The organism is Paenibacillus sp. UNC451MF (assembly GCF_000686845.1).
Lineage (GTDB): Bacteria > Bacillota > Bacilli > Paenibacillales > NBRC-103111 > Paenibacillus_S.
Genome location: NZ_KK366024.1, coordinates 73,065 through 85,442, shown reverse-complemented (window position 1 = coordinate 85,442; position 12,378 = coordinate 73,065). Strand labels below are relative to the sequence as shown.

Annotated in this window: 10 protein-coding genes; 2 read left to right on the top strand and 8 right to left on the bottom strand. The window is 43.7% G+C overall.

Going from position 1 to position 12,378, the window contains the following annotated elements; translation table 11 throughout:
- Positions 1 to 771, bottom strand: coding sequence for an NUDIX domain-containing protein (locus BP97_RS0131360; protein WP_028552617.1), 771 nt, complete (start codon positions 769 to 771; stop codon positions 1 to 3).
- Between the two features lie 191 nt (positions 772 to 962).
- On the opposite strand from BP97_RS0131360, the gene BP97_RS38130 reads away from it, so the two are divergent.
- Positions 963 to 1,856 (top strand): helix-turn-helix transcriptional regulator, encoded by an 894-nt coding sequence (locus tag BP97_RS38130; RefSeq protein ID WP_442952403.1) that lies wholly within the window; start codon positions 963 to 965, stop codon positions 1,854 to 1,856.
- 230 nt (positions 1,857 to 2,086) lie between these two features.
- Here the strand turns inward: BP97_RS38130 and BP97_RS0131345 are convergent, their stop codons facing one another.
- The 5 genes from BP97_RS0131345 to BP97_RS38125 form a co-directional block, all read right to left on the bottom strand.
- Positions 2,087 to 3,034, bottom strand: coding sequence for an aminoglycoside phosphotransferase family protein (locus BP97_RS0131345; RefSeq protein WP_051621087.1), 948 nt, complete (start codon positions 3,032 to 3,034; stop codon positions 2,087 to 2,089).
- On the bottom strand, positions 3,015 to 3,446 hold the full coding sequence (locus tag BP97_RS0131340) for an NUDIX hydrolase (RefSeq protein ID WP_028552615.1): 432 nt from the start codon (positions 3,444 to 3,446) through the stop codon (positions 3,015 to 3,017). The genes BP97_RS0131345 and BP97_RS0131340 overlap by 20 nt, the downstream gene beginning before the upstream one ends.
- Before the next feature lie 196 nt (positions 3,447 to 3,642).
- Entirely contained in the window at positions 3,643 to 4,629 is a 987-nt protein-coding gene (locus BP97_RS0131335; protein WP_028552614.1) for a lipoate--protein ligase, read from the bottom strand.
- A 123-nt stretch (positions 4,630 to 4,752) separates the two neighbouring features.
- Positions 4,753 to 6,042 (bottom strand): ABC transporter substrate-binding protein, encoded by a 1,290-nt coding sequence (locus BP97_RS0131330; RefSeq protein WP_028552613.1) that lies wholly within the window; start codon positions 6,040 to 6,042, stop codon positions 4,753 to 4,755.
- Positions 6,043 to 6,101: 59 nt separating this feature from the next.
- The gene (locus BP97_RS38125; RefSeq protein ID WP_051621086.1) at positions 6,102 to 7,901 is read right to left on the bottom strand and encodes an exo-alpha-sialidase; all 1,800 of its coding nucleotides are present in this window, start codon (positions 7,899 to 7,901) and stop codon (positions 6,102 to 6,104) included.
- A gap of 250 nt (positions 7,902 to 8,151) precedes the next feature.
- On the opposite strand from BP97_RS38125, the gene BP97_RS0131320 reads away from it, so the two are divergent.
- Positions 8,152 to 9,186 carry a LacI family DNA-binding transcriptional regulator gene (locus BP97_RS0131320; protein WP_028552612.1) on the top strand — a complete coding sequence of 345 codons (1,035 nt, stop codon included), beginning with the start codon at positions 8,152 to 8,154 and terminating at the stop codon, positions 9,184 to 9,186.
- Between the two features lie 89 nt (positions 9,187 to 9,275).
- Here the strand turns inward: BP97_RS0131320 and BP97_RS0131315 are convergent, their stop codons facing one another.
- Both BP97_RS0131315 and BP97_RS0131310 read right to left on the bottom strand, forming a co-directional pair.
- Positions 9,276 to 10,616, bottom strand: a complete 1,341-nt coding sequence (locus tag BP97_RS0131315; protein WP_028552611.1) for an ABC transporter substrate-binding protein — start codon at positions 10,614 to 10,616, stop codon at positions 9,276 to 9,278.
- Positions 10,617 to 10,722: 106 nt separating this feature from the next.
- Positions 10,723 to 12,195: a DUF5605 domain-containing protein gene (locus BP97_RS0131310; RefSeq protein ID WP_028552610.1), complete on the bottom strand. Its 1,473-nt coding sequence runs from the start codon at positions 12,193 to 12,195 to the stop codon at positions 10,723 to 10,725.
- Between the last annotated feature and the right edge of the window lie 183 nt (positions 12,196 to 12,378).

Here is a 12,378-nt window from a genome sequence, read left to right as displayed (position 1 = left end):
TTAACTGTATATGGACAATTGCGGTACATAATCAGTAAAGGAGTAGAGCTGTGCGGAGCGTTGAGAATACTTATTCGATAGAACCGCGTTTCCGTCGGTATCCTTGACTTCTTCAATAATGCCTTTCCTGCTTTGCGTTGAAGTAATTTTACGGATGAAGTTTCTTTCCTCAAAATCTGGACATACCGTCTGGATCACTTGATACAGCTCGCTAATGGTGAATTCCACCGGTAAAAATTCCTTCGCAATCGTCGTCGTCAGCATTCTCTCACGTATTTTGTTCAGTGCGTCCTGTAAGATAACCACATGATCGAATGCCAGATCCATCTTCAGCGCTTCCTCAACGTTAAATAATCGGACATCAGAAGCATCGTCAGCCGCGCGACGCTTCTTTAATAATTCCTCATTAACAAGAGCAAAGAAAGCGTGAGAGATGATCCAACCTCTAGGATCTCGCTTTGGCGTACTATACACATTGAAATATTCAATATGAACACCATCCACTCCCGTTTCTTCCTTCAATTCACGCCTCGCGCTTTCTACGATCGTTTCTGTTTCTTGAGAAAAGCCTCCCGGCAGCGCCCACTGACCTGCGAATGGCCATGATTTGCGTTGGATGAGCAATACTTGAAGGTCACGCAGCGGAAGCGCCTTTTTAACCCCTTCTCTTTCAGTTGAGGTAATGGTGAAAATGACGATGTCCGCAGGAGCACCGTCTGGGGTACGATACTTACTGGCACTATAGTTGGATTCACTGTCAAGGGAATTCATGGTATCACCTGTCTCAATCAATATTATCGATTTGATATTATCATTATGACATAATTAAATTATTTGTCAACCCTTTTTTTACCTTTCATCAGCGTTAACAAAACCTGGGGAAATGATACAAATACAGGCTGTCCACCATGAGCTAATCAATGATAGAATGGATGTATACTTTGCCAAAGGAGGAACCTCGATTGCCGGACATTTTCGGACCCAAATATTATATCGAGAATGACTCTTTTTCTATCCAGTACATGTATCGAAAAGGGTTTTCGACGATGTCGACGCCACATTTCCATCCTTTCTACGAAATTTATTATTTACTGCAGGGCGAACGTACGTATTTCATAAACGGCAACATTTACACGGCTCGTAGAGGCGACATGATTCTGGTTAATCCTTATGATGTACACAGGACAACCAGCTCGGATGTACAGGAATTCGAACGCATATTGATCAATTTTTCCGAACAGTTCATCCCTGCTAACAGTACACCTTCCGGTCCGCAGTTCCTCCCCTTTGTTCAAGGGTCACGTTTAATTCGTTTCTCTATGAAGGAACAGCCAGGAATTGAGCATATGATCAGAGAATTGCTGACGGAATGCGAGAATCAAGCCGATGGCTATGTTGATTATGTGAAGTCACTGCTGCACCAACTGCTTATTAAAGTGTATCGGCACAGTACGGATGGGAAGCAAGAGCCGCTTCAGTTCGCTCATCCAATGCACCAGAAAATTTCGGAGATTGCCACCCATTTGAATGATCATTTTCAAGAAAACGTAACACTCGAGCAAATTGCCAAGCAATTTTACATAAGCACCTCCTACCTAAGCAGAGTGTTCAAGAAAATTACCGGGTTTCACTTTCGCGAATATCTTCAATTGATACGAATAAAGGAAGCACAGCGATTGTTAAGAGAAACGCATGAGAAGGTGCTGACGATTGCTGAAAAAACAGGATTCGAGCATGTCGCACACTTTAACACAACATTTAAGAAGGTGACCGGTGTCACCCCGCTTCGCTATCGTAAGCAAAACAAGACATCTGCCATAGAAGTCGTGGAGCACGAGCGGGATCATTCTATGTAAGGCCCATGACACTAAAAAGCCGGAAGATTAAGGGATTCCCTTTCCTCCGGCTTTTTTTCATTCATAGCATCCACAAGCGTCCCTGCAGCCTCAAAATTTTGTCTGTTCAAAGAAACATTGCCTCCTTTTGGGAAATCATTATTTCCCAGGCAACCGCAAAATTCGCGTTCCATCATGTAATTTGACGAACGATGCAGGATAAAGTGAAGAAAATAAACTAAATCTCCTTATCAACGGGAGCTGCTCTCCAAGAACCACTTAGGCGGTCCACATCCAGCAAAATCATGAGAATCAATAGTCTGCGAGATTTTAAGTAATGTATCTTTAAAGCGATGATTTTGAAATCCACCGATAAGTGTTGCATGTTGGTTTAAGGCAACGAACAAATGATACTTCAGCCAAAAATGGTCTGGAATCCGTTCATTAAAATATCCCATTAATTGTCCCCAAGCAAAGTGGTTACTTATCTCACATGTATATTTAGACAGCTTAAAAAACTCCTCCCAAGGATCGCCCCAATCGAATCGGCTGAAATCGATGACCCCAATGAGACGATTATCCTTAAATATCAAATTGGAGGGATGAAAGTCATCATGCTGAAAGCTTACCCGACTCTCCTTCAACAAATCAAAATGAGCTTCTATGAACATTTCAATCTCTTTTTGTTTATCAAAGCAGACCCCAAGCTCAGCCACCTTATTTTTCTTGTTCATATATTTGGTATATCGCTTTTCAGCCCAGTTGAATGGCGTTTCCGGAGTAATCTCATGAATCTTTCTTAATTCATGACCTGCTGCATAACCTTGCTCTACTTGTTGTTCCACAGTAAGCTTCGGCAGTACCTCTTCGCCGCTTTCTCCATCCATATAATTTAGGACCAAGAAACATAGCCCCAGCTCTGGAACATAGCCCTCATGGACGGGTTTCTGACACATCACTCCGTTATCGTAGTGCTGCTGTAGATATTTCTGTTCTTCTACGCGGCGGGAATAGGATGCACCATCATAGACTCTCAGTAAATATGCAGCCTCCCCTGACTTATACAATATATACTTTTGCGCACTTGAGAAGCCCTTATCGATAAATTCAGCGTGATCAAAGTCACAATGATTTCTAATATCTTCAAACAGCAGCTCCACTAGTTCATACATCCCCCCTTCACCATCCGTTGCTTTCAAACCACATCTGCTCATGATCTCTTTCGATCGCTTTACGAATATAGGGAATGATGTTATCCGGAAGTTCCCGCAAGCTAAACCATTTCAATTCCTCACATTTATGCGGTTCTGCATTCGTAATCATTCCTTGCCAAGAGTTCACCAGCAAATAAAAGTCAATCCATTCGGAGCTCGTATTCTTCCGATGCATTACACCAACTACCTTAATCTCGGATGGATCGATGATGACCCCCGCTTCCTCCCTTGCTTCTCTAATCGCCGCTGAAACAACTTCCTCGTTACCATCAATTCTCCCAGCAACAACGCTCCATTTACCATCCGCAAAGCCTGTGTTTTGCCTCTTCAGAAGCAGTACTTCCTCATCACGATAAAACAACAAATGAACAGAACCATAGAATATAGGTGCCCCCATAGTAACCTCCCAAGTTTAGGTGTTTAACCTTCTTTATCTTTTATGGTATTAAATGATCTCAATTCTATTATTATTCTCGAGCTGCCTACGAAATCCTTTTTATGGAAAAAGGACTCTTCACTGTCTATGTACGTAAAAAAAGGCACGATTTCTCGTGACCTTTATTATTTCAATCAAGTGTTGTATGCCTGAAGCTTCACAGCAGCAGTCCAAGCCATTCTTCCTTCGTTACCGCGCCAAAATAATGAGTAAGATCAACTTCCTCCAACAATTGGCTTAACGCTTCAGTATCGTATTTTACCCCGGTCAGCTTAGCGGCAAATTCCTCGGCGTCTCCTACACCAAAGAAATCACCATAGATCACAGCGCCACGAATATATCCTTCCACTACATCCAATCTCACGTCGAACGTACCCGCTGGAAGACGTTTCATCGAATGAACATTGAATGCTGGAGATTGACCATAGTTCCAATCCCAGCTGCGATACCTTTCATCCGCTAGCTTACGAACCGCAGACCAATCCTCTTCCGTCAGTATGTACTCAGTCGGCTCAGCTCCCCCGAAGATGGAGTTCAGCAAATATTGTCTAAACTCAGTAATCGTCATTGGCTTGCTGAGAAACTCCGAGATGTTAGCGACTCGACTACGAACCGATTTGAAGCCTTTGGACTGGATTTTCAATGGATTCACATTCAAGGCTGATACTACATTCTCGATCTGTGAATCTAACATCAAGGTACCGTGAGTAAACATCCGCCCTTTGGTAGAAAACTGAGCGTTACCCGATACCTTTCGTTCCCCTACTTGAATGTCATTACGCCCTGACAACTCCGCTTGAACGCCCAGTTGGTGCAGAGCTTGAACAACGGGCTCGGTAAATTTGCGATAATTGCTGAACGATTTACCATCATCTCGTGTAATAAAGCTGAAGTTCAGATTCCCAAGATCGTGATATACAGCTCCACCTCCGGACAACCGCCTAACGACATGAACCCCATTGGCTTCAACATAATCACGGTTTACTTCTTCCGCAGTATTTTGATTTTTGCCAATGATGATCGAAGGCTTGTTAATGTAGAACAGCAAATAGTCGTTCTCTATAGGAAGGTTCCTTAGGGCGTATTCCTCCAGTGCCAGATTGAGCGCCGGGTCTGTGATATTCTGATTGTTAATAAACAGCATGGTCCTTATCCTCTCTTTGACTCCCGTAGGAGCCTATATTTATACTATAAGAATATCACAGCGCGGCGACATTTGCTTCATATGACATTCGGTTCAAAAACATTCATATTGGAATAGCGTGAGTTAGTTTTTATTTTTCAATATGGACTGATTCGCGAGCTCCTCAGCTTTTCGTATCATTGTATTGAGATCTGTCTTGTTGTTAATCAGCTCCCTTAGTGCAACATTATCGATTCCGTCTTCTATCACGTACTCGTCATACTTTGTGATAGAGCCTGAAGGGGCTGCTTTGTTATAATAAATCGCTTTCAGGTTTTTATCCTTATCTTTGGTATCTTGACCAATCGCTTGTTGAATCTCCGGTTTGTTCAAAGCAGTCAGAAACCCTTGCTTTGACAAACTCAACTGGTACTCATCCGAAGTTAAATATTGAATGATTTTCATCGACTCATCTTTATGATTGCTAAATGAGGGAATGCCTAAGTAGGTGTACATGATCTGCGTTCCTATTCCTGGGGCATCGCTAAAGGATGGGACCGATACCATATCCCATTTCATTTGATCCAGTTCTTTTACACCCTGATGCATATCAGAGTCCGTTAAATACATCGCAACATCCTTGTTTTTATAGAACACATCGGATCCAGGCCATCCAGCTTCGAATTTCCCCTCCATCCCTTGTATCCTAGCGAATCTTTCATATACGGTTTCGATCGTCTTTTTCCATTTCTCATTATTTATCAGGGACTTTTCCGTCTTCAAATCAACGAAAGGTAACGAATACTGGGTTTTCCTCAGATAACTTTTTGTCTTCAACCAATATCCGTAATAAGGCTTGTCGTCAATACGAGTCAACTTCTTGGCTATCTCGTAAATTTCATCCCAAGTCATGCCATCCTTCGGATACGGCACGCCGAACCGGTCGAAAATTTCCTTGTTGTAATATATAACCATAGAGCTACCAAATATAGGAAGTCCATACAATCCTCCTGCTGACCTCATCACGTCTAGTCCGTTCTTATCGAATCGATTTAAATCGAGTTTTTCTTTTTTTGTTAAGTCCGTCAAATCCATCTCCAGCTTAGCCCCCACCAAATCACGGGCATAAGTTCTGGCGCTTTCAACGTAGATATCAAATGTTTGATTGCCTGCGATCATCTCCGGAAAAGTAAAGCCGGTCCCTTTTTGAATATACTTGATGGTGTACTCGGGGAATTTTTTTCTCACATCTTCAACGAATAAAGGCTCTTTACTTGAGCTGTAGAACGTTATTTCCACAGGGGCTGTTGACACGGCAGGTTTGGGAGTGGTTTCTTGCTCCGCTATCTCACCCTCTTGAATATTCCCGCTGCAAGCCGAGCTGGACAGCAGAGCAACAGCAGCCATCACACTTAACCCTCTTTTCAAAGACATGGCACATCCTCCTCAATAAGTTCAGATTGGCATGCTTGATCTCAGGACCCTGTATTCTACTATTCATGCTCCGATGTGTTCACATAAGATAAATAATAGTTTGCTTCCGTTATCTGCTCATCAGCTCCGGGAATATCATCCGTATCCAGACGGGAATCGAGATTCGGTTCCTTTCGGATTGCCCCCGTTCTAAAGACGAGACGCTCGATGCTCAGAACAGGAGCAAAAAAACTAATGCTTTTGCGAAAATCTCCAATAATCAATTCGAAGCTTTGCTTTATGCAGTCGATCGTTAAGGACACTACATACCAAGTATTCTGCTGGTAAGGAATCATAGGATGCTGTCCTCCCAGTTGATATTTAATCCATCCATCCGAATCAAAGATCAGCCGCAGTGGAAATGTTCCTTTAAAATCGCAAACCTCGAGATATAACTGCCCTGTGTCATTTTGTGCAGCGAGCAGTTTGCATTCAATATGTACTTTGCGGCTTTCTGGAAACACGCGAACAGCTTTAGCGTACTCGTAAGGGTCTTTATCCTGCAGCCTTAAACTACGAATCGATGTAGAGGGCTCTGGCTCAATGGACACCCGAGCCCATTGACAGCTGTAAATATTCCAACCCTTGACATAAGAACCAAGCGGCATATCACTAAACGTGTCCTGTACTGTCTGATCTACTGCTACATTCAACGGTGAGGGTACACGACTTACCCAAATATCTTCTTTATTCACACTGTAGGTTAACCACATTTCGTTACCCGTAGGTACTTGGTTACCTGCTTCTATTCCGCGAATATATTGTGGGCCGTAATCCTTGTATTCACCAGAATAACGCATGGGAGAAACATCGCCATGAATCACTGCCATCCTATCAAAATTCAGGCCATCTTCACTTACTACAACAGCTAGAGGCCACCGGAATTTGCCAGTTGGCGATGGGTTATAAACAAGAGCATAGCGGCCATCCGCCGTTTGTTGCCCCCAGATCTTAGCTCCGGCCATAATCAACGTCGGAACCTCATAAAGCTTTGACCATGTCTTCCCGTCGTCAGATGTGATAGAAGCTCTGGAGGACTTAAACACTGCTACTAACCTACCATCGGGGAGACGATATGTGGATGGAGCTTTTCCGCCAGATGTAGTATAAAACCCATCCTTACTTCTGTCCTCCTCCCACCACTGCATCGTTACTAGCTTATCCGCCAGCAGTGCCTCACAAGCTTCGATGAACCCTGAATCAGATGAAGTCTGATAGGAAGGAAAGTGTGTATTGCTCTCATTCCATCCGGCATGCCGATTGTATCGGATAAAATAGATGGGTCCCCAGCTGCCGTCACGGTAAATTTCCCGGACAACACGCCCAATTCCTTTACCATCATTCGGATGCACTTTATAATGCGGACATATTCCATAGAATCCGATCACCAGCAATCGATCCTCCGGTGATACATAAAAGCCCATCCGCTGGTGCATTACGGCGAAGCTATTTTCAGGCAGCTCAGGAGCTTCCAGATTAACATATACCCCGCTAGGGATTAAATAAGCCGGGAATACTACCTTTGGTTTCTCCCAATTCACCCCATCCTCGGATACAGTCAGAAATGTGAGCCCAGGCGCCACATGCTCAGATACTGGATTGCTCAAATACTCGAGAAAAAATTGGCCGTTCCAATGAGCCAACATGGGAGCATGGTTGTATGTCCAACCATAATGATCCGCCTGTTCAGGGTGAGAGCGATTGGCGCGTAATATCTGATAATTGTGAACACCTACGACAGGTCTCAGTTGACCGTCATGGTAGTCGATATTGGCGTTCTGAGCACCGTTATATTGAATCAAGTTTTCACTTATAGTCATAGCTGCAGCCCTCATCTCTACTAAGGTACGAACTACTGAATATTGAGTGTTTTATGTTGTATGTATGATTAACGTATAAACTATATTGTCTTGCTGTTTTCATCAAAGACTTCGAGTACAAATACTGTCTAAAAACTTCAAGGTGTGAGCAGATGATCGGTTATTTTATTGTAATACCTACTAAACCATAGTAAAATTAACATATTTGCTGATCTGGCTTTTACACTGGATTAAAGGAGAGCCTTCTTAAATGAAAATGGAAGATATCGCAAAACTCGCAAATGTTTCCAAATCAGCGGTTTCAATTGCGCTTAACGGCAAACCTGGCATCAGCTCGGAAACGAGAGACAAGATCTTGAAGATCGTTAAAGATTCCGGCTATATCCCTCGGACGATGGTTAAAGCTGGAGATGTAAATAGCAGCATCACCCATACACTTCGCTTCGTCGCTTGCACCAATTCAGGTATAGTTCTGGAACACTATTACAATCAGCCTTTTTTTATGGAGCTTATTCATGATATTGAGGAGCAGTGCCGCTCACGAGGATATTCATTGTTTTTCTCATCCATTCAAATCGATGCATTCGAGTCCACTGTTCAAGAGCTGGAGAACGAACATGAGGCAGGCGGCATGATTCTTCTCGGGACCAACCTGACACAGGAGCAAATTCGGTTGATCGCCAAAAAGCAGCCCAATTTGGTTGTTCTCGATACATGCTACGAAACGCTCAATGTTCATTTCATCGTCATGAATAATAAGATGGGTGCTTATCAAGCCGGACGCCATCTTCTTGATCTAGGCCACCGACGTATCGGTTACGTGCAATCGACCTCCAGGATGTATAATTTTGATTCCCGAAAATCCGGGTTCATGACAGCTCTAAGGGAGGAAGGGCTGGAACTCGAACAAACACTGCTCTTCTCAGCATCACCCACAACGTTCATCTCTCAGGAAGAGTTGAAGGGAAAGTTCACAGAGCTTGGCGATGCTATGCCCACCGCTTTATTTTGCGAATGCGATTACATAGCTATCAGCGTTATCAAATCATTAACAGAGCTCGGAATCCGTGTACCAGAGGATATCTCCGTCGTCGGTTTCGATAATATCCGTGAAACGATGATTGTTTCGCCGGAATTAACCACCGTTCATGTCGAAAAGGCCAAGATAGCTGAACTAGCCGTTTCCAACCTGCTGAATATGATCGAAGGAGTCAATACCGTTAGGACCAAATCATTTATTGATACGAAGCTTATAATCCGTAAATCAAGCCAAGCCGTAGAGTAAAGGAGCCGAATCGTATCGACTCCTTTTATATACCGCAAACAGTAGATATTTTCCGCAATCCAATGTTGAAAAGTAAATGAATGGAGCGTTTATTTGTTCTTCAAGCTGGCGATTCCTTTGTTGGTTTCTTCTTCCGCGTTACGAAATAACGTGTTCAAATCGATTTTCCCCAGGGAGAGATCGACCAGCGATTTCGTATAAGCTTTTTCTGCAATCGAATCGTACTTCGTTTTAGGCATGATGGGTGCGAAGGAGTGGAAAAAAGCTGCATTATAGTTCTTGTCCTTAAACTTACTTTCTTTACCATAGGCTTCCTTGAATTCGCTGCCCTTTAAGATGGACATGATCCCTTTCTTTGCATTGTCTCTCTGCACTTCGTCAGAAGACAGGAACTGAATGACTTGGAAAGCCTCTTCTTTGTGCTTACTGAAGTTAGGGATTGAGAAATAAGTCGGGTAGCTTTGGGTACCTACACCTGGAAGATCATTAAAGGCAGGTGCCGAGACCATATCCCAGTTCACTTGAGCAAAATCCTGAGGAAGCAGAGTTGGCAAGTTAGAAAGCACAACGAACATAGCCAACGTCTGGTCTTTCGTAAACTGATCGGTGTAAGGAAGCTTATTCCCCAAAGCCTGGATGGCTTCACGATAATCTGCTCCGGTCGACGGATCAATAAAGAACGTCTGAAACATTTTCTTCCATTTCTCTTCATTGTTAATCGTAGCTTGACCCGAAGCCGCGTCGATGAAGGGTAACGAATAAGGGTTCATCTTAAGAATATGTGCGGGAGATACTGCAAGTCCTGCATATTGTTTACCGTTCTCACGTTTAGTGAGCTTGCGGGAAAGCGTCAATACCTCCTCCCAGCTCATTCCGTCTTTAGGATATGGGACAGCAAATGTATCAAAAATGTCTTTGTTGTAGTACATAATCATATTATTGGTATAAACTGGAATGCCCCACAATTGTCCTCCAGTGTTTTTCTTCATGGCTTCTATAGTACTCGGTTCAAATCGATTCAAATCAAGGTTGTACTTTTTGACCAGGTCTGACATATCGTATTGTAAATTATTGTCGGGTACACTTGAGAAAAAGCCGCCGATCGATTCATAATAGATATCGATATTTTGGCCAGCCACAATTTGATTTTGGAGCTTTAAAGCGTCATTGCCTCTTGGATTAATGAATTTGATTGTATAGTTGGGAAACTTCTTCTTGATAGCGTTTCCATAGTTTTCATTCCACGAATCCTCCGAATCACCCGGAGCTGAATAGACAGTGATTTCAACCGGATCCTTAGTCGTTTGAACTGCTGGTAAAGGTGATGGGGAGCCCGTTGGCTCAACATGATTTTGTGTTTGCGTACACCCAGTTGCAAGAGATAATGATGCACAGAGCCAAATCGTAGAAGCTAGAACTTGTTTAGCCAACTGAAATCACCCCTAATGATATCTTTTTCAAATAACCTTGGATTTGCTCCTGCAAAGAGTAACACCGCACTGTAAATCGATCTTGTCCTCGGCCCCCCCTAATGATCTAAGCTAATCGAGCTCTAATTGCAATATAGGGTTTCCCGGGCATTTCAATACGGCAAAGACCCGAGTATTCACCATCCAGCTTAGTCACTGTCATGTTCCAGGTGTCGATCATTTCTATCGTGAACTTCTGCTCTTCTGGAAGTGGTAGCTCCCGATAGGCAGGACGATGAATACCGAAGTATTGTAGGTAATATTCCCCTTCGGTCCCGATGGCTGGAGCATCACGGAACCGTTCGATAGGAACAGCAGTTGCTGGCGCCTCGTCCAAGACTCCCCGTAGAAAAGCGATTCGTGATGGGCTTTCCCCATACAGTTGTCCGCCTTTAGACCACCAGACCACTTCATCAGGATGCAGGAAGGTCTCCCCATGTCCAACATAACCGCCTCTGGTAAATCCATCCCAGAACCGTGATGTCATCTCTTCTCCAGTAATATTTCCCCATCGCTGCGGCAGGTTGCCTTCGTAGCAGCATTCATCAACGACGATAGGCTTCTGGTAACATTTGCGCCAAGCATACATACTTTGCAGCTCCCAATACTGCATGCTCACGTGCGTCACCCAAGGCTTGCGGTGGTCGTATATGATAAGGTTGGTTGGATCATACATCTTAGTGCCATTATGGATGGATCGGAGATGCTGATAAGGATCTGACTCCTGAACGATGCGGAAGAGCCGGTCCCAATCCTCCATGGTTTTAGCTTTCATAAAATCGAATTCATTCGCAAGCGACCACCACACATTGCGATAAGCCCCCAGCCGTGCAATGGTGTAGCGTAAATAATACTCATCCGCATCGGCATCCATCCTGTCAAAGCCCCAATGTCCCTTGTCATAAGGGTGAAACAAGATCAAGTCAGCCTCAATGCCAAGTTGCTGCAGCTGGAATATCTTTTGTTCAAGTCTCTCCCAATACATTGGATTAAACTGATTCAAATCAAACCCTTCCTCCCTAGAACCTGAGAAAGGAAAGCAGTCTGGCTCGTTCGTGTTGAAGCTATACCTTTTAGGAAAGATGCACATCCTAATTTTGTTAAAAGGAGCGTCAGCAAGCGTGCGAAGAGTCTGCTCTGACAGCTCCAGATCTTGATGTGTCCATGCATAACATGTGGTACCGAACGGACGATAGAGCGTTCCGTCCTCGTATGCGAATCGGTCGTTATCCTTTATTCGAACCGGCCCCCGGTTGCCAGCCATGGCTGGAGTACAGCAAAAGCTTCCTGATGCACCATTTAGTTCAGGGCTGCTGCTGGTTACGGAGAAGGTCCATTCTCCTGTCGAGTCCGGCATAAAACGAATTTTGTATTCTCCGGCCCCGTTATAGAATCCATCCACTTTAACTACGCGGTGTTTATGCTGAAATTGTGCCTCCAACTGAACTTCCTTATAAGGATTTCCTGACTGTGGCCCCTGTAAGGAAAGCTCGAAAAGACTCCACCGTTCAACATCACAGTTATATGCCTCGGTTATCATGCTTCATCCTCCATATCTATTAATTTCCACTAAAATGTAAACGCTATCATTTGTTGAATTTCCCCCAATTTACACGAGCATAGCTTCATTACCTTCACGAACTTGAGCAATCATCGATTTTATTCAAACATCCATGTTCATCCAAATCATAGCACCATTCAACTAAAACGGTCAACTTGTTTA

Excerpts from the sequence above, each read along its gene's own strand:
- BP97_RS0131360 (WP_028552617.1), bottom strand. The coding sequence starts at position 771 with ATGAATTCCCTTGACAGTGAATCCAACTATAGTGCCAGTAAGTATCGT.
- BP97_RS0131340 (WP_028552615.1), bottom strand. The coding sequence starts at position 3,446 with ATGGGGGCACCTATATTCTATGGTTCTGTTCATTTGTTGTTTTATCGT.
- BP97_RS0131335 (WP_028552614.1), bottom strand. The coding sequence starts at position 4,629 with ATGCTGTTTATTAACAATCAGAATATCACAGACCCGGCGCTCAATCTG.
- BP97_RS0131330 (WP_028552613.1), bottom strand. The coding sequence starts at position 6,042 with ATGTCTTTGAAAAGAGGGTTAAGTGTGATGGCTGCTGTTGCTCTGCTG.
- BP97_RS38125 (WP_051621086.1), bottom strand. The coding sequence starts at position 7,901 with ATGACTATAAGTGAAAACTTGATTCAATATAACGGTGCTCAGAACGCC.
- BP97_RS0131320 (WP_028552612.1), top strand. The coding sequence starts at position 8,152 with ATGAAAATGGAAGATATCGCAAAACTCGCAAATGTTTCCAAATCAGCG.
- BP97_RS0131310 (WP_028552610.1), bottom strand. The coding sequence starts at position 12,195 with ATGATAACCGAGGCATATAACTGTGATGTTGAACGGTGGAGTCTTTTC.